At 64.1% G+C, this 25914-nt stretch carries 19 protein-coding genes and 4 tRNA genes; 8 read left to right on the forward strand and 15 right to left on the reverse strand.

The features are described from left to right. Positions 1-16 precede the first annotated feature (16 nt). From yfcF to ACL58G_RS02915, 7 genes are all read left to right on the forward strand, one after another. A complete protein-coding gene (gene yfcF / locus ACL58G_RS02885) occupies positions 17-634 on the forward strand; it encodes a glutathione transferase (protein ID WP_440965072.1) in 618 nt (205 codons plus the stop codon). Positions 635-789: 155 nt separating this feature from the next. Continuing rightward, positions 790-1197: a CsgE family curli-type amyloid fiber assembly protein gene (locus ACL58G_RS02890; RefSeq protein ID WP_440965074.1), complete on the forward strand. Its 408-nt coding sequence runs from the start codon at positions 790-792 to the stop codon at positions 1195-1197. Between the two features lie 21 nt (positions 1198-1218). Next, positions 1219-1644, forward strand: a complete 426-nt coding sequence (locus ACL58G_RS02895) for a curli assembly protein CsgF (RefSeq protein ID WP_440965076.1) — start codon at positions 1219-1221, stop codon at positions 1642-1644. Next, complete coding sequence (locus tag ACL58G_RS02900; RefSeq protein WP_440965078.1) at positions 1641-2483, forward strand: CsgG/HfaB family protein; 843 nt, start codon at positions 1641-1643, stop codon at positions 2481-2483. The genes ACL58G_RS02895 and ACL58G_RS02900 overlap by 4 nt, the downstream gene beginning before the upstream one ends. Then, on the forward strand, positions 2480-2875 hold the full coding sequence (locus ACL58G_RS02905) for a hypothetical protein (RefSeq protein ID WP_440965080.1): 396 nt from the start codon (positions 2480-2482) through the stop codon (positions 2873-2875). Before ACL58G_RS02900 ends, ACL58G_RS02905 begins: the two co-directional genes overlap by 4 nt. Positions 2876-2927: 52 nt before the next feature. Next, positions 2928-3869 carry a hypothetical protein gene (locus ACL58G_RS02910; protein ID WP_440965082.1) on the forward strand — a complete coding sequence of 314 codons (942 nt, stop codon included), beginning with the start codon at positions 2928-2930 and terminating at the stop codon, positions 3867-3869. An 18-nt stretch (positions 3870-3887) separates the two neighbouring features. Next, positions 3888-4820, forward strand: a complete 933-nt coding sequence (locus ACL58G_RS02915) for a hypothetical protein (protein WP_440965084.1) — start codon at positions 3888-3890, stop codon at positions 4818-4820. Positions 4821-4902: 82 nt separating this feature from the next. Here the strand turns inward: ACL58G_RS02915 and rpoC are convergent, their stop codons facing one another. From rpoC to ACL58G_RS02980, 13 genes are all read right to left on the reverse strand, one after another. After that, entirely contained in the window at positions 4903-9150 is a 4248-nt protein-coding gene (gene rpoC / locus ACL58G_RS02920) for a DNA-directed RNA polymerase subunit beta' (protein ID WP_413386023.1), read from the reverse strand. 221 nt (positions 9151-9371) lie between these two features. Then, complete coding sequence (rpoB, locus tag ACL58G_RS02925) at positions 9372-13481, reverse strand: DNA-directed RNA polymerase subunit beta (protein WP_413386022.1); 4110 nt, start codon at positions 13479-13481, stop codon at positions 9372-9374. A 283-nt stretch (positions 13482-13764) separates the two neighbouring features. Further along, on the reverse strand, positions 13765-14139 hold the full coding sequence (gene rplL, locus ACL58G_RS02930) for a 50S ribosomal protein L7/L12 (protein ID WP_056128709.1): 375 nt from the start codon (positions 14137-14139) through the stop codon (positions 13765-13767). A gap of 51 nt (positions 14140-14190) precedes the next feature. After that, positions 14191-14715: a 50S ribosomal protein L10 gene (gene rplJ / locus ACL58G_RS02935; RefSeq protein WP_440965086.1), complete on the reverse strand. Its 525-nt coding sequence runs from the start codon at positions 14713-14715 to the stop codon at positions 14191-14193. Positions 14716-15055: 340 nt separating this feature from the next. Further along, the gene (gene rplA, locus ACL58G_RS02940; RefSeq protein WP_056128713.1) at positions 15056-15751 is read right to left on the reverse strand and encodes a 50S ribosomal protein L1; all 696 of its coding nucleotides are present in this window, start codon (positions 15749-15751) and stop codon (positions 15056-15058) included. 1 nt (position 15752) lies between these two features. Next, on the reverse strand, positions 15753-16184 hold the full coding sequence (gene rplK / locus ACL58G_RS02945) for a 50S ribosomal protein L11 (protein ID WP_056128716.1): 432 nt from the start codon (positions 16182-16184) through the stop codon (positions 15753-15755). 241 nt (positions 16185-16425) lie between these two features. After that, positions 16426-17040, reverse strand: coding sequence for a transcription termination/antitermination protein NusG (gene nusG, locus ACL58G_RS02950; protein WP_413339960.1), 615 nt, complete (start codon positions 17038-17040; stop codon positions 16426-16428). Positions 17041-17042: 2 nt separating this feature from the next. Beyond that, positions 17043-17429: a preprotein translocase subunit SecE gene (gene secE / locus ACL58G_RS02955; RefSeq protein ID WP_056128720.1), complete on the reverse strand. Its 387-nt coding sequence runs from the start codon at positions 17427-17429 to the stop codon at positions 17043-17045. A gap of 37 nt (positions 17430-17466) precedes the next feature. Then, a tRNA-Trp gene (locus tag ACL58G_RS02960) sits at positions 17467-17542 on the reverse strand. Between the two features lie 176 nt (positions 17543-17718). Beyond that, complete coding sequence (gene tuf, locus ACL58G_RS02965; protein WP_160406738.1) at positions 17719-18909, reverse strand: elongation factor Tu; 1191 nt, start codon at positions 18907-18909, stop codon at positions 17719-17721. A gap of 81 nt (positions 18910-18990) precedes the next feature. Beyond that, a tRNA-Thr gene (locus ACL58G_RS02970) sits at positions 18991-19065 on the reverse strand. An 11-nt stretch (positions 19066-19076) separates the two neighbouring features. Then, positions 19077-19150, reverse strand: a tRNA-Gly gene (locus ACL58G_RS02975). A 40-nt stretch (positions 19151-19190) separates the two neighbouring features. Further along, a tRNA-Tyr gene (locus ACL58G_RS02980) sits at positions 19191-19275 on the reverse strand. A gap of 203 nt (positions 19276-19478) precedes the next feature. On the opposite strand from ACL58G_RS02980, the gene ACL58G_RS02985 reads away from it, so the two are divergent. Further along, positions 19479-22718 carry an EAL domain-containing protein gene (locus ACL58G_RS02985; protein WP_440965089.1) on the forward strand — a complete coding sequence of 1080 codons (3240 nt, stop codon included), beginning with the start codon at positions 19479-19481 and terminating at the stop codon, positions 22716-22718. On the opposite strand, the gene ACL58G_RS02990 is transcribed toward ACL58G_RS02985, so the two are convergent. Together ACL58G_RS02990 and ACL58G_RS02995 are read right to left on the reverse strand one after the other, a co-directional pair. Next, positions 22684-24273 carry an HDOD domain-containing protein gene (locus ACL58G_RS02990; RefSeq protein WP_440965091.1) on the reverse strand — a complete coding sequence of 530 codons (1590 nt, stop codon included), beginning with the start codon at positions 24271-24273 and terminating at the stop codon, positions 22684-22686. The two genes, ACL58G_RS02985 and ACL58G_RS02990, sit on opposite strands and share 35 nt — an antisense overlap. Before the next feature lie 6 nt (positions 24274-24279). Next, positions 24280-25914, reverse strand: coding sequence for a tetratricopeptide repeat protein (locus tag ACL58G_RS02995; protein ID WP_440965093.1), 1635 nt, complete (start codon positions 25912-25914; stop codon positions 24280-24282).

Here is a 25914-nt window from a genome sequence, read left to right on the forward strand (position 1 = left end):
GTGCCGAAGGACCCTCATGCTTCTCTACGTCGACGCCCAATATGCCAGTCCCTACGCCATGTCCGTGTTTGTCGGGCTCAAGGAAAAAGGCATTCCGTTCGATATGCAAACGCTGGATCTGGGGACGGGTGCGAACCGCTCGGCGGACTATGCCGCCACATCGTTGACACAGCGCGTGCCGACGCTGGTCGACGGCGACTTTCGCTTGTCCGAGTCCTCGGCAATCACGGAATACCTCGATGAGGTGTATTCCGGTACCGCCCTGTATCCCGACGAGCCCGAGGCGAAAGCGCGCGCCCGCCAAATCCAGGCGTGGTTGAGAAGCGACCTGCTGCCCATCCGCCAGGAGCGGACGACGGAAGTGTTGTTTTATCGTCCATCCGATGCGCCTTTGTCCGACGTCGCGCAGCAGGCCGCGCAAAAATTGTTCAAGGTCGCGGAGACGCTGTTGTCCCGGGACCGCGCGCACCTGTTCGATGCCTGGTGTATCGCGGATGTGGATCTCGCGGTGATGCTGAATCGCCTCGTCCTGAACGGCGATGCCGTGCCGGCGCGGCTTGCCGACTACGCGAAGAGACAATGGGAGCGGGCGTCGGTCCAGGAATGGGTCGATCTGCCGCGTCCACCGCTCTGATCAAGCCAGGGCTTCAGCATCGAGGATCGTCGCCCATATCGGAAAAATCGCAATCACCGATCACTGACGGTAGTCATGGGCCGGGCTCGTCCGATCGATACACTGCACTTATCCATATTGCTTATTTTATAACTTTTGAGCAATGAAGGTTGCAGATGATCCGGATTGCCCGCCACCTCGCATGCCTGCTCGCCACCTGCGCCATCGCCGGACAGGCCAGCGGGCGCGACTCCGACCCGGACGGCTGGGGCATCGTGACAAGCCAGCCCATCACGGTGGCGGGTCATGAGTTCTGCCGTTCCTTCATCACGGCCTGGCTCGACAAGCCCGGCAGCGACCGCTACACGATCGCCATCCGCGAGCGCCCGTCGGCACGCTGGGGCACGCTGGTCTGGGTCGAGTACGGCCCGCGCCGGGTGCTCCAGGTGCAACTGCCGCCCACGCGCACGGCGCTGAGGGCGCTGGGCGAAAGCGCCGCCGAGAGCGCCTACCAGGCCGTCCTGGACACCGAGCGCCAACGCACGCTCATCCTCGATGCCGACCTCGCGCCCGACGAATTCTGACCCCGCATGAAGGAGTGAGCCATGTCCCACCGACTGTCCCTGCCTGTCGCCTGCAGCCTCGCGCTCTGGGGCGCCGCCGCGTGCGCGTCCGAACTGGTCTACGTGCCGGTCAACCCGAATTTCGGCGGCGCGCCCTCCAACGGTCCGGCCCTGCTCGGTGCGGCGTCGGCGACCAACAAGCATGGCCAGGCTGGCCTCGGCGGATCGTCGCCGCTGAACCAGTCGCCCCTCCAGCAGTTTAACCAGACGCTCGAACGCATGATGCTGAGCCAGCTCGCGTCCGCCGCGACGTCGAAGCTGATGGGGTCGGACGGCAAACTCGTGCCGGGGACATTTTCGACCGAAAACTTCGTCATCACGGTGACCGACCTGGGCGGCGGCCTGTTGCGCGTGACCACGACGGACAAGGCGACCGGCGCCGTCACCTCGTTTGAGGTGGGACAATGAATGCGCGCACCTCGGCCCTGCTGGCCGTACTGGCACTACTGTGCGCATTGGGCGGATGTGCCCATGTGCCCTCGGCGGCGCGGGACAATGCCCAGCTGACACCCGCCACCGCCGTCACGCGCGACCTGCTGGCCCTGCCGCCGCCCAAGGGCAAGATCGCGGTGGCCGTGTACGGCATCCGCGACCAGACCGGCCAGTACAAGCCGGCGCCGGACAGCTCGTTCTCCACCGCAGTGACGCAGGGTGCGTCGTCGATGCTGATCCGGGCGCTGCAGGACTCGGGCTGGTTCATTCCGGTGGAACGCGAGAACCTGCAGAACCTGCTCACCGAACGCAAGATCGTGCGCGCGCTGGAGATGCCGCAGCCGGCGGGGACGCCGCCCGTGCAGATGCCGCCCCTGCTCGCGGCCTCGGTCCTGATCGAAGGCGGCGTCGTCGCCTACGAGAGCAATGTGCGCACCGGCGGCGTGGGCGCGCGCTTCCTCGGTATCGGAATGAGCACCCAGTACCGGGTCGACCAGGTGACGGTCAACCTGCGCACGGTCGATATCCGCGGGGGCCAGATCCTGCAGAGCGTGTCGACCACCAAGACCATTTATTCGTACGAGCTGCATCCGAGCGTCTTCAAGTTCGTCAACGTGAAGGACCTGGCGGAATTCGAGGCCGGCACGACCCGCAACGAGCCGACGCAGCTGTGCGTGGGCGAGGCGATCGAGGCCGCCGTGGTGCACCTGATCGCGCAGGGCATCCGGGCCGGGAACTGGACGCTGCAGGACGACGCCGGGATGGCCGATCCGGTGCTGCGGCGCTACCTGGCCGCCGCAGGGAGAGCGCCATGAACGCGCTGCGGCACGGCGCCTGCGGCCTGTTGCTGGCCGGCGGCATCCTCGCGGGCGCCCGCGCGGGCGATCTCGCCCCGTCCGAACTCGATGTGCGGCCCACGGTCATTGCCGCGGCATCCCTTCCGGCACAAAGCCGGGCAGCGGTGTCGCAAGCGGGCAGCGACAACGGCGCCAGCCTGCTGCAAACGGGCATCGACAACGAAGCCTCCGTGTGGCAGAACGGCCAGCGGAACGCGGCCAGCATCCTGCAGGCGGGCGCAGGCAACCACGCCGGCATCGACCAGCAGGGCGCGTTGAACTCGGCCCGCATCGAGCAGTACGGCCAGCACGGCTATGCGCGCATCACCCAGTATGGCAACGGCAAGTCGGCCACCATCGTTCAGCATTAGGGGCCGCTGAATCGCTTTCGATAACGCCCCTGTCCACTTCGAGGAGCACTTCATGAAACTCGCACTCTCGACCATCGCGCTGGGCGTCGGCCTGGCCTGTACCAGCCTGGCCGCGTCGGGCCAGACCATCACGGTCACGCAACAGGGCAGCGGCAATACCGCAGCCGCGGAGCAGGTGAATACGACGCCCGACGCGGTCATCTATTCATCCACCACCGCATCGATCACGCAGATCGGAAATGACAACCATGTCGGCGGTCCCGGCGGCACCAGCGCCGGCATCTTCCAGATCCTCTCTCCGAACGGCGGCGCGCGTGCGCTGGTCACCCAGACCGGGGCGGGCAACAATGCGGGCATCACGCAGGACGGCAGGCCCGGGCCGAACCCGCCGCCGGTCACGGCCGTGATTACCCAGCAAGGCAACGGGAACGATGCGGCGATCACGCAGACGCACGCGGTGTCCAACAATGTGTCCGTCGACCAGAACGGCAGCGCCAACCTGGCCCGCCTGCTGCAGGTCAACACCGGCGACGCGTCGTTCCACATCACGCAGAACGGTACCGGCAACACGACCACGGCGGAACACTTGAGGAGCTCGCATGGCGGCCCGCAGGTGAACCAGACCGGCGAAAATAATACGGTCGCGATCTACGCGGACAATCTTCTTGGCCCCGGCGCCAGGATCACCCAGGACGGCAGCATGAACAGCGCGAACGTCCTGCTGATCGACACCGACGTCCTGCTCACCCTCTCACAACAGGGGGTCGGCAACGTTGTCAACGCAAGCGAGTCGGGAACCGGTTATGCGGACATCAGCCAGAACGGCAACGGCAACCTTGCCAACCTGACCCAGGCCAACGGCTTCCAGAAGGCCTCGATTGCCCAGATCGGCAACAGCAACAGCGCGTCGGTGACCCAGACTCTCCAGGCCTACTATGCCGGCAATGTGAGCCAGACAGGGGCGGGCAACTGGGCGAACGTCTACCAGCACTGATACCCGAGGAGCAAACTCATGAAATCCAGACTTTCGGCAATCGCCCTCGGCGCCGTGCTGGCCTGCGCCAGCCATGTCGCCACGAGCCAGACCATCACGGTCACGCAGCAGGGCAGCGGCAACACCGCGGCCGCGGAGCAGGTCGGCCTGACACCATTCGACACGGCGCCGAACACCAGCGCATCGATCACGCAGATCGGCAATGACAACCACGTGGGCGGCCCCGGCGCCACGAGCAGCGGCGTCTTCCAGCACGACACCAACAGCGGCGTGACCGCCGTGGTCAGCCAGAACGGCACGGGAAACAATGCAGGGATCACGCAGGACGGCGTGAGGGTGTACGGTCGGTTCGACACCAGCATCACACAGCGCGGGAACGGGAACGATGCCGCGATCACGCAGGCCATCGTCACGTCCAGCCCTGTCGTCGTTGACCAGAACGGCAGCGGTAACGTCGCCCGCGTGGAACAGAGTCTCAGCGGCGACACGAGTGTCCAGACGTCGCAGACCGGCACGGGCAACAGGGTGACGGTCATCCAGCGGGACGGCGTGTACTACGGTCCGAAGGTCACCCAGACCGGCGATGGAAATATCGCATCGGTCATCACCGACAGTGCCTACGCCGCCGGCCCGACCATCGTACAAACCGGCACCTCGAACAGCGCCAGTACGGTCCAGCGCGATGGCTGGGATGACTCGCTCACGCTTCGGCAGGAGGGATCGGGCAACACCGCTGACGTCAGCCAGACCGGCGACGGCCAGGTCGCCGACATCCGCCAGATCGGCAACACCAACCTGGCCAGCTTGACCCAGACCGGCGCCAGGAACGCGGCCACGATTGCCCAGATCGGCAGCAGCAACACCGCGACGGTCAGCCAGGCCGGCGAAGGCTACGTGGCCAACGTCAACCAGACGGGCTCGGGCAACTGGACCAACGTCTACCAGCACTGAGGCCGGCAGGCGACAGGCAAAAAAAACGGCACCCCTCGAGGTGCCGTTTTCATTAGCTGACTAAGCTAAGCAGAAGCGAAGATCACTCGCCGTCGCCATGATGCTGTTCGACCGAAGCCGCAGCGTTCTGCTGGTCTTCCATCGCCTGCAGCTCGGCAGCCATGTTGGCCTTCTCCTGCTGCAGCAGCGCTGCGCGCTCTTCCGCTTCCCACGCTTCTTTTTCCTTGCGGGCGCGGTGGAATGCCAGACCGGTACCGCCCGGGATCAGGCGGCCGACGATGACGTTTTCCTTCAGGCCGCGCAGACCGTCGCGCTTGCCCATGATCGCCGCTTCGGTCAGCACGCGGGTGGTTTCCTGGAACGATGCCGCCGAGATGAACGAGTCGGTCGACAGCGATGCCTTGGTAATACCCAGCAGCACGTTCTCGTAGGTCGCCGGCAGCTTGCCTGCGGCCGTCACGCGGTCGTTCTCTTCCAGCAGTTCCGAACGCTCCACCTGCTCGCCGACGATGTAGTCGGTGTCGCCGGCTTCGACGATCTGAACACGACGCAGCATCTGGCGAACGATCACCTCGATGTGCTTGTCGTTGATCTTCACGCCCTGCAGACGGTACACGTCCTGCACTTCGTCGACGATGTAGCGGGCCAGCGCTTCGATACCCAGCAGGCGCAGGATGTCTTGCGGATCGGCCGGGCCGTCCACGATCATCTCGCCCTTGTTCACCACCTGGCCGTCGTGCACCAGCACTTGCTTGTCCTTGGTGATCAGGAACTCGTGCTTGTTGCCGTCCATGTCGGTGATTTCCAGGCGCTGCTTGCCCTTGGTCTCTTTACCGAATGCGACCGTACCGGTGACTTCCGCCAGCATGCCGGCATCTTTCGGCGAACGGGCTTCGAACAGCTCGGCAACGCGCGGCAGACCACCGGTAATGTCACGGGTCTTCTGCGATTCGGTCGGGATACGTGCAAGCACTTCACCCACCGACACTTGCTGGCCATCCTTCACCATGATCAGTGCGCCGACCTGGAAGCCGATCGTCACGGCGTGCTCGGTGCCGGCGATCTTGACTTCCTGGCCTTCGGCGTTGAGCAGCTTGACCTGCGGACGGTTGACCTTGCCAGAACCGCGGCGTTTCGGGTCGATCGCGACCAGGGTCGACAGGCCGGTGACCTCGTCCACCTGGCGCGCGACGGTGACGCCTTCTTCCACGTTCTCGAACTTGATCGTACCGGCGTACTCGGTAATGATCGGACGGGTCAGCGGATCCCACGTTGCCAGCGGCAGGCCGGCTTTCACCACCATGCCGTCCTGGACAGCCAGGGTCGCGCCGTACGGCACCTTGTGACGCTCGCGCTCGCGGCCGTGGTCGTCCGTGATCAGCACTTCGCCCGAACGCGAAATGACGATCTGGGCGCCCTTGCCGTTGGTCACGTAACGCATGGTCGCCGTGAAGCGGACCGTACCGTTCGACTTGGCTTCCACCGACGATGCCACTGCCGCACGCGATGCCGCACCACCGATGTGGAACGTACGCATGGTCAGCTGGGTACCCGGCTCACCGATCGACTGTGCTGCCACCACACCGACAGCTTCGCCGGAGTTCACCAGCATGCCGCGGCCCAGGTCACGGCCATAGCACTTCGCGCACAGGCCATAACGGGTGTCGCAGTTCAGCGGCGTGCGGACCTTGACTTCGTCGATGCCCAGACGCTCGATCTCTTCGACCATGTCTTCGTCCAGCAGCGTGCCGGCTTCGTACAGGGTCGCCTGCGTTTCCGGATTGACGACGTCGGTACCGGTCACGCGGCCCAGGATACGGTCGCGCAGGGCTTCGATCACTTCACCGCCTTCGACCATCGCCTTCATGTGCGTGCCGTTGGTGGTGCCGCAATCGTCTTCCGTCACGACCAGGTCCTGCGTCACGTCGACCAGACGACGGGTCAGGTAACCCGAGTTTGCCGTCTTCAGCGCGGTGTCGGCCAGACCTTTACGGGCGCCGTGCGTCGAGATGAAGTACTGCAGAACGTTCAGGCCTTCGCGGAAGTTCGCGGTAATCGGCGTTTCGATAATCGAGCCGTCCGGCTTCGCCATCAGGCCGCGCATACCGGCCAGCTGACGGATCTGGGCTGCGGAACCACGGGCGCCCGAGTCGGCCATCATGTAGATGGCGTTGAACGACTCTTGCGTGCCTTGCGTGCCGTCGCGCTTCGTGACCGGCTCCACTTTCAGCTGGTCCATCATCGCCTTGCCCACTTCGTCCGAGGTCTTGCCCCAGATGTCGACGACCTTGTTGTAGCGCTCGCCGGCGGTGACCAGACCCGAGGCGTACTGCTGCTCGATCTGCTTCACTTCCGCTTCGGCGGTCGAGATCATGGTCTTCTTGACGTCCGGGATCAGCATGTCGTCCACGGCGATCGAGATACCGGCGCGCGTTGCGAGACGGAAGCCCGACTGCATCAGCTTGTCGGCGAACACGACGGTCGCACGCAGGCCGCACTTGCGGAACGACGTGTTGATCAGCTTCGAGATTTCCTTCTTCTTCAGCGCGCGGTTCAGCACCGAGAACGGCAGGCCTTTCGGCAGGATCTCGGACAGGATCGCACGGCCGACCGTGGTCTCGTAGCGGGTCAGCGTCTGGTCGAAGCCGCCTTCGGCGTTGCGCGGGAATTCCACGATACGCACGGTGATGCGGGTCGCCAGTTCGACTTCCTTGTTGTCGTACGCGCGGATGACTTCCGACACGTCCGGGAACAGCATGCCTTCGCCCTTGGCGTTGATCGCCTCGCGGGTCGCGTAGTACAGACCCAGCACGATATCCTGGGACGGGACGATCGACGGTTCGCCGTTCGACGGGAACAGGATGTTGTTCGACGCCAGCATCAGCGTGCGCGCTTCCATCTGTGCTTCGATCGACAGCGGGACGTGGACTGCCATCTGGTCACCGTCGAAGTCGGCGTTGAACGCCGCGCAGACCAGCGGGTGCAGCTGGATTGCTTTACCTTCGATCAGGACCGGCTCGAACGCCTGGATACCGAGACGGTGCAGCGTCGGCGCACGGTTCAGCATCACCGGGTGTTCCTTGATGACTTCTTCCAGGATGTCCCAGACGACCGGTTCCTGCTGCTCGACGAGCTTCTTCGCGGCCTTGATGGTCGTTGCCAGACCCATCAGTTCCAGCTTGTTGAAGATGAACGGCTTGAACAGCTCGAGGGCCATCAGCTTCGGCAGACCGCACTGGTGCAGTTTCAGCTGCGGACCCACCACGATGACCGAACGGCCCGAGTAGTCGACGCGCTTGCCCAGCAAGTTCTGACGGAAACGGCCGCCCTTACCCTTGATCATTTCAGCCAGCGACTTCAGCGGACGCTTGTTGGCGCCGGTCATCGCCTTGCCGCGACGGCCGTTGTCCAGCAGCGAGTCCACTGCTTCCTGCAGCATGCGCTTTTCGTTACGCGTAATGATCTCCGGCGCGCGCAGTTCCATCAGGCGCTTCAGACGGTTATTACGGTTGATGACGCGGCGATACAGGTCGTTCAGGTCGGACGTGGCGAAACGGCCGCCATCCAGCGGGACGAGCGGACGCAGCTCCGGCGGCAGGACCGGGAGCACTTCCATGATCATCCATTCCGGCTTGATGCCCGAACGCTGGAACGCCTCGAGCACTTTCAGGCGCTTGGCGTATTTCTTGATCTTGGCTTCCGACTTCGATTCTTTGAGTTCGACGCGCAGGGCTTCGGCTTCGCGGTCGATGTCGATCGAGCGCAGCAGTTCACGGATGCCTTCGGCGCCCATGAATGCGGTGAAGTCGTCGCCGTACTCTTCGTACTTGGCGGCGTAGTCGTCTTCCGACATGATCTGGCACTTCTTCAGCGGGGTCATGCCCGGATCGGTCACGACGTATGCTTCGAAGTACAGGACGCGTTCGATATCGCGCAGCGTCATGTCCAGGACCATGCCCAGACGCGACGGCAGCGACTTCAGGAACCAGATGTGCGCGACCGGCGAGGCCAGCTCGATGTGGCCCATGCGCTCACGGCGGACTTTCGCCAGGGTGACTTCGACGCCGCACTTCTCGCAGATGACGCCGCGGTGCTTCAGGCGCTTGTACTTGCCGCACAGGCATTCGTAGTCCTTGATCGGACCAAAGATTTTCGCGCAAAACAGGCCATCACGTTCCGGCTTGAACGTACGGTAGTTGATGGTCTCCGGCTTCTTGACTTCGCCGAACGACCACGAACGGATTTTCTCGGGCGACGCCAGGCCAATCTTGATGGCGTCGAAGCTCTCGTTTTGCTGAACTTGCTTGAATAGATCGAGCAGTGCTTTCATTTATCACTCCGGGTGATTGAATTCTGTATCTACTACTACCGCCAGCTTCTCACTGATTTTCGCCAGTGCTTGCCTGCCTCCACCAGCCCTGAAACCGTCATCCCGGCGCAGGCCGGGATCCAAGTCTTTCGGCGATTCACCGAACTTGGGTTCCCGCCTGCGCGGGAACGACGATGTCAGGGCCGCGGGCCAGCCCGAAGGCTGGCGGCCGTGCCGCTGTGTTAGCTGCGCTCGAGATCGATGTCGATACCCAGCGAGCGGATTTCCTTCACCAGCACGTTGAACGATTCCGGCATACCTGCATCGATCACGTGGTCGCCCTTGACCAGGTTCTCGTACACCTTGGTACGGCCGTTCACGTCGTCCGACTTGACGGTCAGCATTTCCTGCAGCACGTACGATGCGCCGTACGCTTCCAGTGCCCACACCTCCATCTCACCGAAGCGCTGGCCACCGAACTGGGCTTTACCGCCCAGCGGCTGCTGCGTCACCAGCGAGTACGGACCGGTCGAGCGGGCGTGCATCTTGTCGTCGACCAGGTGGTGCAGCTTCAGCATGTGCATGAAGCCCACGGTCACCTTGCGCTCGAATGCTTCGCCGGTGCGGCCGTCGTACATCGTGACCTGGTTCTTCGACGGGGTCATGCCCAGGTGGGCCGCGATCTCGTCCGGGAAGGCCAGATCCAGCATGCGGCGGATCTCTTCTTCGTGGGCACCGTCGAACACCGGGGTCGCGAACGGCACGCCGTTCTTGAGGTTGTGCGCCAGCTCGACGATTTCCTGGTCGCTGAAGTTGTCCAGGTCTTCCTTCTTGCCCGTTTCGTTGTAGATCTTGCCCAGGAAGGCGCGCAGCTGCTCGGTCTCGGCCTTGGCCTTGATCATTTCGCCCAGGCGCAGGCCCAGGCCTTTCGCTGCCCAACCCAGGTGGGTTTCCAGGATCTGGCCGACGTTCATACGCGACGGAACGCCCAGCGGGTTCAGCACGACGTCGGCCGGCGTACCGTCGGCCATGAACGGCATGTCTTCCACCGGCACGATACGCGAGACCACACCCTTGTTACCGTGGCGGCCTGCCATCTTGTCGCCCGACTGCAGGCGGCGCTTGACGGCCAGGTAGACCTTGACCATCTTCTGCACGCCCGGCTGCAGCTCGTCGCCCTGCGTGAGCTTCTTGCGCTTCTCTTCGAAGGCCAGGTCGAACTGGTGACGCTTCTCGTTGATCGACTCCTTCATCGCCTCCAGCGCGTTGGCGGTTTCGTCGTCGGCCGGACGGATGTCGAACCAGTGGAATTTATCCAGGTCGTCCAGGTAAGCCTTGTCGATCACGGCACCCTTCGCCAGCTTCTTCGGACCGCCGTTGACGGTCTTGCCGACCAGCAGACGCTCCAGACGCTGGAACGCGTCGCCTTCGACGATACGCAGCTGGTCGTTCAGGTCCAGGCGGAAGCGCTTCAGCTCGTCGTCGATGATCTGCTGGGCGCGCTTGTCGCGCACGATGCCTTCACGGGTGAACACCTGCACGTCGATCACGGTACCAACCATGCCCGACGGCACGCGCAGCGACGTATCTTTCACGTCCGACGCTTTTTCGCCGAAGATCGCGCGCAGCAGCTTCTCTTCCGGCGTCAGCTGGGTTTCGCCCTTCGGCGTCACCTTACCGACCAGCACGTCACCGGCCTGCACTTCGGCGCCGATGTAGACGATGCCCGACTCGTCCAGGCGAGCCAGCTGGTTTTCCGCCAGGTTCGAGATGTCGCGGGTGATTTCTTCAGGGCCCAGCTTCGTGTCGCGTGCGACGACCGACAGTTCCTCGATGTGGATCGAGGTGTAGCGGTCATCCTTGACGACGTTTTCCGAGATCAGGATCGAGTCCTCGAAGTTCAGGCCGTTCCACGGCATGAACGCCACCAGCATGTTCTGGCCCAGTGCCAGTTCGCCCAGGTCGGTCGAGGCGCCGTCGGCGATGACGTCGCCGCGTGCCACGCGATCGCCCACTTTCACGATCGGACGCTGGTTGATGTTGGTGTTCTGGTTCGAACGGGTGTACTTGATCAGGTTGTAGATGTCGACACCGACTTCGCCAGCCTGCGCTTCTTCGTCGTTCACGCGGATCACCACGCGGCCGGCGTCGACGTAATCGACGATACCGCCACGGGTCGCCTGCACGGTCGTGCCCGAGTCGACCGCCACGGTGCGCTCGATGCCGGTACCGACGAAGGCTTTTTCCGGACGCAGGCAAGGCACGGCCTGGCGCTGCATGTTGGCGCCCATCAGTGCGCGGTTCGCGTCATCGTGCTCGAGGAACGGAATCAGCGATGCCGCCACCGACACGATCTGGCCCGGGGCCACGTCCATGTACTGGATGCGTTCCGGCGACACGAGGATGGTCTCGCCCGCTTCACGTGCCGAGACCAGCTCGTCGACCAGTTGGCCTTCTGCGTTGATCTGCGCGTTCGCCTGGGCGATGATGTAGCGGCCTTCTTCGATCGCCGACAGGTATTCGATCTTGTCGGTGACTTTCGAACCTTCGACCTTGCGGTACGGGGTTTCCAGGAAGCCGTATTCGTTCAGGCGGGCAAACAGTGCCAGCGAGTTGATCAGGCCGATGTTCGGGCCTTCAGGCGTTTCGATCGGGCAGACGCGGCCGTAGTGGGTCGGGTGCACGTCGCGGACTTCGAAGCCGGCGCGCTCGCGGGTCAGGCCGCCCGGGCCCAGTGCGGAGACACGGCGTTTGTGCGTGATTTCCGACAGCGGGTTGGTCTGGTCCATGAACTGCGACAGCTGCGACGAACCGAAGAATTCGCGGATCGCGGCCGAGATCGGCTTGCTGTTGATCAGGTCGTGCGGCATCAGGTTGTCCGCTTCGGCCTGGCCGAGGCGTTCCTTGACGGCGCGCTCCACGCGCACGAGGCCGGCGCGGAACTGGTTTTCGGCCAGTTCGCCCACGCAACGCACGCGGCGGTTACCCAGGTGGTCGATATCGTCGACTTCGCCGCGGCCATTGCGCAGCTCGACCAGGATCTTGATCACGGCCAGGATGTCTTCGTTCGACAGGGTCATGTCGCCGACCAGTTCGTCACGGCCGATACGGCGGTTGAACTTCATGCGGCCGACGGCCGACAGGTCGTAGCGTTCCGGGCTGTAGAACAGGCCGTGGAACAGCGCTTCCACCGATTCTTCGGTCGGCGGTTCGCCAGGACGCATCATGCGGTAGATCGCGACGCGGGCAGCGGTCTGGTCGGCGGTGTCGTCGGTGCGCAGCGTCTGCGAGATGTAGGCGCCCTGGTCCAGGTCGTTGGTGTACAGCGTCTGGATCGCGTCGATGTTGGCGTCGCGCAGCTTGCCGAGCAGCTCGTCAGTCAGCTCGTCGTTGGCGTTGGCGATGATCTCGCCGGTGTCGCCGTCGACGACGTTCTTCGCCAGCACGCGGCCGACCAGGTAGTCTTCCGGCACCGAGATGTGCGTGATGCCGGCGTTCTCGACGTCGCGCACGTTCTTGGCGTTGATGCGCTTGTCCTTCGTTACCAGCGTCTTGCCGGTCTTCGGATCGACGATGTCGAAGCGCGCGACTTCACCGCGCAGGCGCTCGGCCACGAATTCCAGTTCCGCGCCTTCCGAGCGCAGGTTGAAGTTGTCGAACACGAAGAAGTTCGCGAGGATCTGCTCCGGCGTCATGCCGATGGCTTTCAGCAGGATCGTCACCGGCATCTTGCGGCGGCGGTCGACGCGGAAGAACAGGATGTCCTTCGGGTCGAACTCGAAGTCCAGCCACGAGCCGCGGTAAGGAATGATACGTGCCGAGAACAGCAGCTTGCCCGACGAGTGCGTCTTGCCGCGGTCGTGCTCGAAGAACACGCCCGGCGAACGGTGCAGCTGCGAGACGATCACGCGCTCGGTGCCGTTGATCACGAACGAACCGTTGGCGGTCATGAGCGGCAGTTCGCCCATGTACACTTCCTGCTCCTTCATTTCCTTCACGACGGGCTTGGTCGGCGATTCCTTGTCCAGGATCACCAGGCGCACCTTGGCGCGCAGCGGCGACGCGAAGGTCAGGCCGCGTTGTTGGCATTCCTTGACGTCGAAAGCGGGGTCACCCAGCACGTAGGAGAGGAACTCGAGGCGCGCAAAACCGTTGTGCGACACGATCGGGAAGATGGAGGTGAAAGCCGATTGCAGACCTTCGTTCTTGCGTACGGAGGGCCCTGCATCCGCTTGCAGGAAATTCTCGTAAGACTCCAGCTGCGTAGCGAGGAGGTAGGGAACGTTGTGAACGTTGGCGCGCTTCGCGAACGACTTGCGAATGCGTTTCTTCTCAGTAAATGAGTAGTGCATGGACACTCCGTGAGTGACAGAAAGGATGAGAATTCAGGAATTGCCAGTGGTTAAGCCACCACATGCAAGGCCTCAAATCTCGCCGCAATCGGCCGGGTGATTGGGAACCTGTGCTGCTGTGTTACGATAATGCTGTGCTGCGGTGCTACCAAAACCTAAGGGTACTGCTTGTTTTGTCGTAGGGACGACAAAAGAGCCAAAGCCGCATACCCCACCTTCCGGCGGGGATCTGCGCGCTTTGACTCCGGCGCGGGGCGCTGATTCAGCGCCCTTTGCATATGTATTACTTGAGCTCAGCCTTGGCGCCAGCTTCTTCCAGCTTCTTCTTGGCGGCTTCAGCGTCAGCTTTCGGCAGGGCTTCCTTGACGGTCTTCGGTGCGCCATCAACGACGTCCTTGGCTTCTTTCAGGCCCAGGCCGGTGATTTCGCGGACGGCCTTGATGACGCCGACCTTGTTCGCGCCGACTTCGGTCAGCACGACGTTGAATTCGGTCTGCTCTTCAGCAGCCGGTGCAGCGGCGCCGCCGCCAGCTGCCGGTGCGGCCATTGCAGCTGCCGACACGCCGAATTTCTCTTCGAATGCCTTGACCAGGTCGTTCAGTTCCATGACCGACATTGCGCCAACTGCGTCCAGGAACTCTTCTTTGCTAATTGCCATTTGAAACTCCAAATATTTGATTGTGATTAGTACTTGACCAAAAAGGCTTGCTTATTCTGCTGCTGCGGCTTCTGCCGGAGCTGCGGAACCTTCGCCTTTTTGTGCTGCGATTGCAGCCAGAACTCGTGCAAAGCCGGACACCGGAGCCTGCATGACGCCCAGCAGCTGGGCGATGAGGACTTCACGGCTCGGGATGCTTGCCAGCGCGTTGACGCCAGCGACATCCAGGTTCTTGCCAGCGTAGTTACCGCCCTTGACCACCAGTTTGTCGTTGGTCTTCGAGAAGTCGCTGAGCACCTTGGCGGCTGCCACGGCGTCGTCCGAGATCGAGTAGATCAGCGGACCAACCATGGTGTCGGCCAGGGATGCGAACTGGGTGCCTTCCACAGCGCGACGAGCCAGCGTGTTCTTCAGAACACGCAGGTACACGCCCTGCGAACGAGCATTTGCACGGAGTTTCGTCAGAGCACTAACCTGGATGCCACGGTACTCGGCGACGACGATGGTTTGCGCGGTTGCTACTTTCGCGCTAACTTCTTCGACGACGACCTTTTTGTCATTCAGATTAAGACCCACGGTCAATCTCCTTAAATGATGTGAGGGACGTCCCCCGCATCGGTTCGAACACGGCGTCCGAAGTTAAGAAGTACGACAAAAGCATCGACTACAAAACTTGTTCGGGTTCGCCATCTGCGTTGGGTGTATCTATTAACCTCCGGCCCAACCTGCTGCCTTCGGCCCAACGGTCTTTGATTGCCTGGCGGGGTTCAGTCCGCCAGCCCAAAGATCCGCCCCGCGATATTCTGCAAGGACTTAATTCTTTTCCTGGTCTGCATGGTGGGCTCAGGGAGTCCACCCTACGATCCATCGATAACCGTAGGGTGGGCACCCCGTGCCCACCAAACGTTTACATCTATTAAGCAGCCAGGGTAGCGTGATCGACACGCACGCCCGCGCCCATGGTCGACGAGATCGCGACCTTGCGCAGGTAGATACCCTTCGACGAAGCCGGCTTGGCCTTGTTCAGGGCGTCGATCAGCGCGACCAGGTTGGTCTTCAGCTGTTCGTCGCTGAACGACTTGCGGCCGATCGTGGCGTGGATGATACCTGCCTTGTCGGTACGGTACTGGACCTGACCGGCCTTGGCGTTGCGCACGGCGCCAGCCACGTCCGGGGTCACGGTGCCGACTTTCGGGTTCGGCATCAGGCCGCGCGGGCCCAGGATCTGGCCCAGGGTACCGACGATACGCATGGTGTCCGGCGAAGCGATGACGACGTCGAACGGCATGTCGCCGGCCTTGACGCGCTCTGCCAGGTCTTCCATGCCGACGATGTCGGCGCCGGCGGCTTTAGCCTGCTCGGCCTTGTCGCCCTGTGCGAAGACAGCGACGCGCACGGTCTTGCCGGTACCAGCCGGCAGGACGACGGAACCGCGGACGACCTGGTCCGACTTCTTCGGATCCACGCCCAGTTGCACGGCGACGTCGATCGACTCGTTGAACTTGGCGGTTGCGAATTCTTTGACGATTGCAACGGCGTTGTCGAAAGCGTAGGCCTTGTTACGGTCGACCTTGGCTTTGATTTCTTTGACGCGCTTGGACAGCTTGGCCATATTAGATACCCTCCACCGTGATGCCCATCGAACGAGCCGAGCCGGCCACGACGCGCACAGCAGCGTCCAGGTCAGCGGCGGTCAGGTCCGGCTGCTTGATTTTTGCGATTTCTTCAGCCTGGGCACGGGTCAGCGTGCCGACCTTGTCGGTGTGCGGCTTCGGCGAACCTTTGGTGACGCCCGACAGCTTCTTGATCAGGTACGTTGCCGGCGGGGTCTTCATCTCGAACGTGAAGGACTTGTCCGCGAAGGCGGTGATCACGACCGGAATCGGCATGCCCGGCTCCATGCCTTGAGTCTTGGCATTGAAGGCCTTGCAGAATTCCATGATGTTCAGACCGCGCTGGCCGAGGGCCGGGCCAATCGGGGGGGACGGGTTTGCTTTACCAGCCGGCACTTGCAGCTTGATAAAACCGACGATTTTCTTTGCCATGATAGGCTCCTTTGTCGATTATGAGTGGTAGCGCTCCACCATACCGGCGCTCCGATCAAGCTACTGCGCGTTGCATTTTCGGTCTGCGATGCTCGCTGTACTGAAGTACAGCTGCGCTTCTCAGGCTGGGCGCCCCCACCGAAACTGCCGCCGCTCGCTACGCTTTCTCGGAGTGCCTTTTCCTGGCGGAGCTCCTCTTATCGGATTCCGCCTTGCTGCTGCGACGCTCCGATTCGGCGTTTTAGACTTTCTCTACCTGCCCGAACTCCAGTTCCACCGGAGTCGCGCGGCCGAAGATGGTGACAGACACACGCACCTTCGATTTTTCGTAGTTGACTTCCTCGACAGAGCCGTTGAAGTCGGTGAACGGGCCTTCCTTGATCCGCACCTGCTCGCCCACTTCGTACAGCACTTTGGGCCGCGGCTTCTCGACACCTTCCTGGACCTGCTGCATGATCTTGTCGATCTCGCGCGCCGGAATCGGGGTCGGCTTGTTGCTCTTGCCGCCGATGAAGCCGGTGACTTTCGGCGTGTTCTTCACGAGGTGCCAGGTCTCGTCGGTCATTTCCATCTCGACCAGCACATAACCCGGGAAGAAGCGACGCTCGGTCACCGATTTGCTGCCATTCTTGACTTCGACCACTTCTTCGGTCGGAACCAGGATGCGGCCGAATTGTTCCTGCATGCCGCCGCGCTCGATGCGGTCGGTCAGGCCGCGCATCACGCTCTTCTCCATGCCGGAGTAGACATGCACGACGTACCAGCGCTTGTTGCTGACCGGAGTACTCAGCGGCGCACCAGCGTCTTGTGCCGGGGCGTCACCCGGCACGTTATCTTGCTGAACGTTATCGCTCATTATTATTTCCACCCCAGGATCACGTCGTACATCAGAAATTCCAGAATCTTATCCGTGCCCCACAGGAAAATTGCCATCACCAGCACGAACCCGAACACCACGGCGGTGATCTGGGTCGCTTCCTTGCGGGTAGGCCATACAACCTTCTTCGTTTCACGTACGGATTCCTTCGCGAAGCTCAGGAAATCGCGGCCGGTCGCGGAAGTCCACAACAGCAGGACGGCAATAGCCAAACCAGCCACGAGTGCGCCTGCGCACATCAGGGCTGGTTTGTTCTGGCCTTTCAGAATGAAAAAGCCGACCACACCTGCAATCGTAGCAACCACTGCCAGCGCGACCTTGAACTTGTCGTTCGAGGTGCCGACGGTTTGCACGGATTGATTAGACATACTTAATTTACTTTCGGGTGCCTGGCACCGAATTCGGTGGCAGGGGCGGAGGGCATCGAACCCCCAACCTTCGGTTTTGGAGACCGACGCTCTGCCAATTGAGCTACGCCCCTACAAAAACTTCTAGTTGAATCGAGCATTATACGCTACTTGGGTATTTCGCGCAACACTCTATTGTTGGGCGGAACAGAATCGTTCCGCCCGGAGCTTGGCGGGGAATTCGTGGAGCGACGCTCCACGCCCGCCGAGCGGCTCGTCCATTCAAGGGCGAGCCTCTTGCAACATTTACTTAGGCGATGATCTTGGCAACCACGCCGGCGCCGACGGTACGGCCGCCTTCGCGGATTGCGAAGCGCAGACCTTCTTCCATCGCGATCGGAGCGATCAGCTTGACGGTGATCGACACGTTGTCGCCCGGCATGACCATCTCTTTGTCGGCCGGCAGAACGATCGAGCCGGTCACGTCAGTCGTACGGAAGTAGAACTGCGGACGGTAGTTGTTGAAGAACGGGGTGTGACGGCCGCCTTCGTCCTTCGACAGGACGTACACTTCGCCCGTGAAGTCGGTGTGCGGCTTGATCGAACCCGGCTTGGCCAGGACCTGGCCACGCTGGACGTCTTCACGCTTGGTACCGCGCAGCAGCAGGCCGACGTTGTCGCCAGCTTGACCCTGGTCCAGCAGCTTGCGGAACATTTCCACGCCGGTGCAGGTCGTCTTGACCGTATCGACGATACCGACGATTTCGATCTCTTCGCCGACCTTGATGATGCCGCGCTCGACACGACCGGTCACCACGGTACCGCGGCCCGAGATCGAGAACACGTCTTCCACCGGCATCAGGAAGGCGCCGTCAACAGCACGTTCCGGGGTCGGGATGTAGGTGTCCAGGGCCTCAGCCAGGCGGATGATGCAGTCTTCGCCCATTTCGCCCTGCTGGCCTTCCAGCGCCATACGAGCCGAACCCTTGATGATCGGCAGGTCGTCGCCCGGGAACTCGTACTTCGAGAGCAGCTCGCGCACTTCCATTTCGACCAGTTCCAGCAGTTCCGCGTCGTCGACCAGGTCGCACTTGTTCAGGAACACGATGATGTACGGAACACCCACCTGGCGAGCCAGCAGGATGTGTTCGCGGGTCTGCGGCATCGGGCCGTCAGCAGCGGAGCACACCAGGATCGCGCCGTCCATCTGCGCTGCGCCGGTGATCATGTTCTTGATGTAGTCGGCGTGGCCCGGGCAGTCGACGTGTGCGTAGTGGCGGTTGGCCGTTTCGTACTCGACGTGCGCGGTGTTGATGGTGATGCCGCGTGCTTTTTCTTCCGGAGCCGCGTCGATCTGGTCGTACGCCTTGGCTTCGCCGCCGAATTTCTTCGACAGAACGGTTGCGATTGCAGCCGTCAGGGTGGTTTTGCCGTGGTCAACGTGACCGATGGTGCCGACGTTCACGTGCGGCTTGGTCCGTTCGAATTTTTCCTTTGCCATTCTAGACTCCTAAGATCCTAACGATATTGAAAATTACCAGGCACACCTGACGGTCGAAACAGCCGACAGCCGTTTAAATTCTGGTGCCCTTGACGTGGATTGAACACGTGGCCTCTCCCTTACCAAGGGAGTGCTCTACCACTGAGCTACAAGGGCTGATTTGAAACTGGAGCGGGTGAAGGGAATCGAACCCTCGTCATAAGCTTGGAAGGCTTCAGCTCTACCATTGAGCTACACCCGCGAGGTACCACGAATTCGATTCACTACACGATCAACGCATTTGGTGGTGGGGGCTGGATTCGAACCAGCGTACTCAGAGAGGGCAGATTTACAGTCTGCTGCCTTTAACCACTCGGCCACCCCACCGCGAAGAACCGCAGAGTATGAAGCAAGATAACAACTTCGTCAACTGGTTTTGCTTGAACTGATCAAACTCAAACAGTGTCGTTGCTTCGGGGCGTGATTGTAACGGCCGCAGTACAACTCCGCAAGGGCTGTTTGCAAGAATCCCTGCCGAGCGGTCCAACCATGCATTTGCGCGTACACTGTATTGACGTCAGAGGCGCCCCATGGACCAGCATCGCACCGGCAATCACGAAGGGCACGCGCTTCGGCTGTGGCTGGCCAACCTGGCGACCATTGCCGTCTATATCGGCACCCTTCTCCTTAGCCGCGCGCTGGCCCTGCCCGCGGGCTATGCCACACCCGTGTACCTGCCGGCCGGCGTCGGGTTCGCCTTGAGCGTCACGTTCGGCTGGCGTGCCCTCCCCGGCGTCGCCATCGGCGCGTGCCTGTCGCACCTGCCCGACGGCTGGATGGACCCCGACATCGCGCCCGCGACCGCGGTCCTCGCGACGACGGTCGCCACGCTGGGCTCGCTCGTGCAGGCCTGGCTGGGCGCCCGCTGGTTCCGCCGCTTCGTCGACCCGGCCCTCGGCACGGCGCGCGACGTCGCCCGTTTCCTTGCGCTGGCACCCATGTTCTGCCTGATCAACGCCACCGCCAACGTGTCCGCCCTGTACCGGCTGGACGTGGTGACGGCGGCCGAACGGGCACCGAACTGGATCAACTGGTGGGCCGGCGACACCGTGGGCGTCCTGCTGGCCGCCCCGCTCGTCTGGATCGTGTGCGGCCAGCCGCGCCGGCTGTGGCGCCGGCGGGCGCGCCTCGTCGCCCTGCCGCTGCTGCTGGCGGCCGGCGTCGTCATGGCCGCCTACGAGCAGACCGTGAGGTGGGAACACCAGCAATACCTGCAGGCCTACCGCCTGAAGGCCCAGCAGGTGGCCGACGAGCTGCAGGCCGAGCTGCGCGAGCACGAACGCTTCGTCGGCACGTTCTCGCGCACGCTTGCGGCGGAAGACCGGTTCATGGATCCCGCCAAGTTCCTGAACATCGCCAGCGGCTACGTCGACGGCCGGCCGGAGATCGCCGCCATCAACTGGCTGGTGCCCGTCACGCTGGCCGAACGCGCGGCGTTCGAAACGTGGGTGCGCACGCACGTCGACGCCGCGTTCGCCGGCGTGCGCGACGTGACCCGGACACAGGGCCTGCATCCGGCCGGTCCGCGCGCGCAATACCTGCCCCTGCTGTACACCTGGCCCCCGTCCAATGCGAGCATCCGCGGCATGGACTACCTGACGGCGCCGGGGCGCACGGAAGCGGTGTCGCGCGCGCTGGCCGGCACACGCCCGATCGCGACGGGGCCGGTCGAGCTGGCATCCAACGGCGCCAACGGCATCGGCCTGTTTCGCTCGGTCGGCGCGCCCGGCCGGCCGCCGCTGGGGGTATTGGCCCTGATCCTGGATGCCCATGCTTTCGTGCGGCAGGCGGTCGTGCGCGCAGGCTTCTCGGGCTTCGACATCAGCCTGGCGGATACGACCGGCCGCGGCCCGCCCATCGCGCTGGTGGGCACCCCCGGCCGGCACGTGGTCAGCGGCGACTACACCGTGCCGCTCACGTACGGCGGCCGCACCCTGCAACTGCGCTTCACGCCCACGGCCGCCTACATGGAAGGCGAACGGGGACTCGCGAGCTGGATCGTGATCACGACCGGCCTGCTGCTGGCCGCGCTGCTGGGCGCGCTGATGCTGATCGTCAGCGGCGAGCGCGCCCAGATCGAGGCCCAGGTGGCGGAGCGCACGGCGCGCATGCAGGCCATCCTGGACAATGCCGCCGACGCCATCGTTACCGTCAACGCGCGCGGCACGGTGCTGTCGGCCAACCGCGCCACGACCGCGCTGTTCGGCTACCCGCCGAATCACCTGCCGGGCCTCGCGTTCACGACGCTGGTGCCGGGCCATGGCGACGAAGACAGCCTGGGCCTGCTGGTGCGCCTGGCCGACAGCAGGCCCGACGAACGCCAGCTGGACGGCCTGAACGCGCGCGGCGAGCCGCTGCCGCTCGCGGTGGCGGTGTCCATCGTCGACCTGGCCGGGGAGCGCCTGTACGTGTGCATCCTGCGCGACCTGACGGAGCAGCAGCGTGCGCAGGCGCGCATCCACCGCCTGGCCCACCACGACCCGCTGACGGGCCTGGAGAACCGCCATGCGCTCGGCATGCGCCTGGAGCAGCAGCTCGCCCAGGCGCGCCGCAACCGGCAGCCGCTGGCCGTGCTGTTCATCGACCTCGACCATTTTAAAAAGATCAACGATTCGCTCGGCCACCAGGCGGGCGACGAACTGCTGGTGGGCGCGGCCACGCGCATGAAGGACCTGCTGCGCGACGTCGACAGCCTCGCCCGCCTCGGCGGCGACGAATTCATCATCGTGCTGTGCGGCCCGCTTTCCCCCGACAGCGTGAGCGCGGTGGCGGTGCGCCTCGTGGCCTCGCTGCAGCAGCCCTACCGCCTGGCCGGCACGACGGCGCACAGCGGCGCCAGCGTGGGCGTGGCCCTGTTCCCCGAGGACGGCCACGATGCGGACACGCTGCTGCGCCACGCCGACATGGCGATGTACGCGGCCAAGCGCGAAGGCCGCGGCAATTTCCAGTTCTTCTCGCCCGCCATGAACGCGGCCACGCACGAACACCTGCTGCTGGAAAACCGCATGTGGGCGACGCTGGAGAACGGCGGCTTCGACGTCCACCTGCAGGCCCAGGTCGAGCTCGAGACGGGACGCGTGATCGGCGCCGAGGTGCTGCTGCGCTGGCACGACCCGGAGCTGGGCAGCGTCGAACCCGGGCGCTTCATCCCCATCGCCGAGGAATCGGGCCTGATCCTGCCGCTGGGCGACTGGGTGCTGGCGCGCGCGATGGCCCTGCTGGCCGAGTGGCGCGACGACGGCATGGACCACCTGCGCCTGGCCGTGAACCTGTCGGCGCGCCAGTTCAGCGGCGGCGCCCTGCTGTCGCGCCTCGACGCGCTGCTCGCGGAGCACGCGATCGACCCGGCGCGGATGGAACTGGAGATCACGGAAACGGCCGCCATGCGCGACCCGGAAAACACGCGCAGCCTGCTGCTGCAGCTGCGCGCGCGCGGCTTCAAGCTGGCCATCGACGACTTCGGCACGGGGTATTCGTCGCTGGCCTACCTGAAGCTGTTCGCGATCGACCGCATCAAGATCGACCGCGGCTTCGTGCGCGACATCGAGACGAATCCGAACGACGCCGCCATCGTCGACGCGACCATCGGCCTGGCCCATGCGCTCGGGCTGGGCGTGATCGCGGAAGGCGTGGAAACCCACGCGCAATGGGGCTTCCTGCGCGACCGCAACAGCGACGAAGCGCAGGGCTACCTGTTCGGGCGGCCGATGCCGGCGCGCGAATTCCGGGAATTCGTCAGGGCGCGAGCGCAGCCAGTACCTGGCCCTTGAGCGCCTTGATGAGGGCCGTTTCGTCGGGCGGCACGCCTTCCGGCGCGAGCTCCGTGCGGTCGGCATAGAACAGGCCCAGCTGCACCTTTCCCACCACCAGCGGCAGCACGATGAAGCTCCGCGCGTCGGGCAGCAACGCCTTGTGCCAGGCCGGCAGCAGGTCGCGGATCTTGGCGCTGCGCGCATCCGAGATCATGAGGTCGGCGTCGTTTTCCATCGCCAGGTAGAACAGGTCGCGCGCGCTCTTTTCTCCGGCGGGCGCCAGCGGAAACGTGAAGCCTTCCTGCACGCGCGCCTGCGCGAGCCCGAACGATGCGCGGGCCCGGTACTGGCCGGCGCGCACGTCCTTCAGCACGACCGTCGCGAAGCGGAAGCCCAGCGCCGTGTACAGCGTCTCCAGCACGGCCATGACGACGTCGTTGACCTTGTGCCGGCCGGACGCGCGCATCTGGGTGACGTCCTGCACGCCCGCCAGCAGCAGGTCGCGCGCGTTCTTCGGCTTGCCGCTCGGGTACGTGCCCTGCTCTTCCTCTTCCCCGCCGAGGGTCGCCAGCAGCAGCACGTTGGGCAGGCCGCCCTTGTCTTCCTGCGGCGCGCGGCGCGGCATGGGCTGCAAATTCATGCTCTGCAGGAGGCTCGTCATTTCGAACGCGACCGTCTCGAACAACTCGTCCAGCTCGGCCGCGCCGAGGTTCAGCGCGGTGCCGTAGCGCGCCAGCAGCGCCTGCGCTTCCGGCGTGTCGGACGGCGTGGGGGTCCTGCCCATCAGGCGCGCCACGTCCAGGCTGAACGACGCCACCTGGCGCATCCATTCGCCGCGGTTGACGGCCAGCTTGAGCGCCCCTGCCTCCAGCGGGCGCTGGGCGTGCATGATCACGGCCGGGATCATCCACTCGCCCAGCACGGCTTCGGACAGCGCGTCGAAGCCGCAGCCGAGGATCATCTGCGCGGCCTGTGCGGGCGTGTGCTTGCCGGTGGCGAGGAGGGCCTGGATCTCGCGGTAGCGGTCATGCTCGTGCGACGCGACCAGCAGCGCGCCGAGATTCTTGAACAGCGCGCTGATCGACGCTTCCTCCGCGCCCTGGTAAAAGCTGTGGCGCGCCATTTCGCGGCCGACGAGACTCGCGCACAGCGACGCTTCCAGTTCCATGCGCACGCTGTACGCATGGTCGCTGCTGGCCAGCGCGTCGACGAGCAGCATCGCCAGCGCGACCGTGCGCACGTTGTCGAAGCCCAGCAGGGAAATGGCACGCGACACCGTCGTGACGGCCGTGCCGGCCGCCGTGCGGTAGCGGACCGTGTTCGCCAGGCGCAGGATGCGCTGCGTGAGCGCGACGTCGGACAGCACGTAGTGCGCGAGATCGTGGGTGCCCTGGTCTTCCGAGGTCGCCATCTGCACGACGCGCGCGATGGCGCTGCCCAGCGCGAACATGTCGTCGTCGCCGCAGACCTTCTGCAGCAGCGCGGCGCGCACGCGGCGGCCCCCGTCCGTCGGCTGGAACGGCGCGGCGTTCGTGTTGGGATTGGAAGCGGGGCTCCCGACTGCAGGAATCATGATCGCTTAGCCGGCCCTTTTCGGACGCGGACCCTTGTCGTATTTTTTCAGGATCTGCTGGTGCAGCCCGGCCAGCGCCGGCAGCTTCGGGTTGACCGGATCGAGGCGGCGCACGCCGGCGATGTAGCCCAGGGCCTGCTGGCCCAGGCGCTCGTCCCAGCCGTCGTGGTCCAGGCATTTCAGAATCGCCAGCGCGGCGTTGAACACGACCTGCGGATTGTCCGGCAACTTGGTCGCCGCTTCCTGCATCAGCACGACGGCGCCCTTGTAGTCGCCGCTCTTCGCCTTGGCGGCGCCGGTGGCGACGAGGTCGACGACCTGCTGGCGGCTTTCCATGGCGAGCTTCTGCGCCGTCTCGGCCTGGCCCGCGTTCTCGAACACGGCCATCGCGCGCGCCACCGCGGCGCCGTTCTGCGCATTGCGCATCACGTCGCGCACGATCTCGGCGGCGCCCTCCTCCATGCCGTTCTCGATGCACGTGCGCGCCAGTTCCAGCTTGATCTCCGGGCGCAGGTCCGGCGCGTCCTGGCTGGCCGCGAGGGCCGCCGCCAGCGATTCCGCGAGGCGCGCCTCGTTGCCCGTGTATTCGTGCACGAGGCTCGACGCGATCGCGCTGCACAGCGGCGTGTGCTTCTGGAACGCCATCGATTTGTCGAGGTCGCGGATGACGGCCGCGGCCTGCACCGGGTCGCCCTTGCGCACGAGCGTCTGCACGAGGCGCACGTGGTCCTGCGGGTCCTTGAATTCGGAATACTTGGCCTTGCTGACGACCTGCTTGAGGATCTTCTCGGCCGTGTCGTGGTCGCCCGCCTCCAGCGCCGTTTCGCCCAGCTTGCGCAGCCGGCGCACCGCGTGCGGGGAGACGGTCACTGCCTCCGTCAGCACGGCCTGCGCCGCATCGAGCGCGCCGGCCGCCTCGTGGGTGCGCGCGAGCCAGTCGTAGGCGTCGACGAAGTTCTTGTTGGCGTCGACGAGCTCTTCGAGCATCGCGCGCGCTTCGTCGTAGCGCTCGCGCAGGAACAGCGTTTTGGCCAGGCCCAGGCGCGCCCAGGCGATGGCCTTGGTCTCGACGAGCTGGCGGTAGAGCGGCTCCGCTTCGTGCGGCTCGCCGAGGAACATGTGCAGTTCGGCGCGCAGGCGCATGAAGTCGACGAAGTAGCGCGGATGGCGTTCTTCCCCGTCGAGGCAGGCGGCGATCGCCTCGCGCTGGCTGCCCGCCTCCATCAGGTCGTACACGGGCAGCAGCGCATTTCTCCGTTCCAGCCCGCGCGCGATGCGTTCGAGCAGGCGGTCGGCCGTGAACGGTTTCAGGACGTAGTCGGTGGGGCCCAGTTCGGCGGCGCTAACGACCTTGCCGTAATCGCCTTCGGCCGTGACCATGAAGAACATGGTCGACAGCGGCATGAGCTTGTGGTGGCGCACGTCTTCGAGCAGTTGCTGGCCGTCCTGGCCGCCTTCCAGCGCGTATTCGCACAGGATCAGGTCGTACTGCTTCAGGCCGAGGTGCTTGACGGCCTGGTTGGAGCTGCCGACGTGGTCGATCTTGCTCAGGCCGCACATGTTCAGCATGTTGTGGATCGTCGAGCGCATCCCGGCGTGCGGCTCGATAATCAGGGCGTTGAGGCCGTCAAGTTCGTTCAT

This window comes from Massilia sp. GER05 (genome assembly GCF_052056005.1).
GTDB classification, from domain to species: domain Bacteria; phylum Pseudomonadota; class Gammaproteobacteria; order Burkholderiales; family Burkholderiaceae_D; genus Telluria; species Telluria orientalis.

Coding starts and splice junctions, on each gene's coding strand:
- nusG (WP_413339960.1), bottom strand. CDS start 17,040: ATGAGCGATAACGTTCAGCAAGATAACGTGCCGGGTGACGCCCCGGCA.
- rplL (WP_056128709.1), bottom strand. CDS start 14,139: ATGGCAATTAGCAAAGAAGAGTTCCTGGACGCAGTTGGCGCAATGTCG.
- rpoB (WP_413386022.1), bottom strand. CDS start 13,481: ATGCACTACTCATTTACTGAGAAGAAACGCATTCGCAAGTCGTTCGCG.
- tuf (WP_160406738.1), bottom strand. CDS start 18,909: ATGGCAAAGGAAAAATTCGAACGGACCAAGCCGCACGTGAACGTCGGC.
- rplK (WP_056128716.1), bottom strand. CDS start 16,184: ATGGCAAAGAAAATCGTCGGTTTTATCAAGCTGCAAGTGCCGGCTGGT.
- ACL58G_RS02985 (WP_440965089.1), top strand. CDS start 19,479: ATGGACCAGCATCGCACCGGCAATCACGAAGGGCACGCGCTTCGGCTG.
- ACL58G_RS02895 (WP_440965076.1), top strand. CDS start 1,219: ATGTCCCACCGACTGTCCCTGCCTGTCGCCTGCAGCCTCGCGCTCTGG.
- ACL58G_RS02990 (WP_440965091.1), bottom strand. CDS start 24,273: ATGATTCCTGCAGTCGGGAGCCCCGCTTCCAATCCCAACACGAACGCC.
- ACL58G_RS02915 (WP_440965084.1), top strand. CDS start 3,888: ATGAAATCCAGACTTTCGGCAATCGCCCTCGGCGCCGTGCTGGCCTGC.
- ACL58G_RS02890 (WP_440965074.1), top strand. CDS start 790: ATGATCCGGATTGCCCGCCACCTCGCATGCCTGCTCGCCACCTGCGCC.
- ACL58G_RS02910 (WP_440965082.1), top strand. CDS start 2,928: ATGAAACTCGCACTCTCGACCATCGCGCTGGGCGTCGGCCTGGCCTGT.
- secE (WP_056128720.1), bottom strand. CDS start 17,429: ATGTCTAATCAATCCGTGCAAACCGTCGGCACCTCGAACGACAAGTTC.
- ACL58G_RS02900 (WP_440965078.1), top strand. CDS start 1,641: ATGAATGCGCGCACCTCGGCCCTGCTGGCCGTACTGGCACTACTGTGC.
- rplA (WP_056128713.1), bottom strand. CDS start 15,751: ATGGCCAAGCTGTCCAAGCGCGTCAAAGAAATCAAAGCCAAGGTCGAC.
- ACL58G_RS02995 (WP_440965093.1), bottom strand. CDS start 25,914: ATGAACGAACTTGACGGCCTCAACGCCCTGATTATCGAGCCGCACGCC.
- ACL58G_RS02905 (WP_440965080.1), top strand. CDS start 2,480: ATGAACGCGCTGCGGCACGGCGCCTGCGGCCTGTTGCTGGCCGGCGGC.
- rpoC (WP_413386023.1), bottom strand. CDS start 9,150: ATGAAAGCACTGCTCGATCTATTCAAGCAAGTTCAGCAAAACGAGAGC.
- yfcF (WP_440965072.1), top strand. CDS start 17: ATGCTTCTCTACGTCGACGCCCAATATGCCAGTCCCTACGCCATGTCC.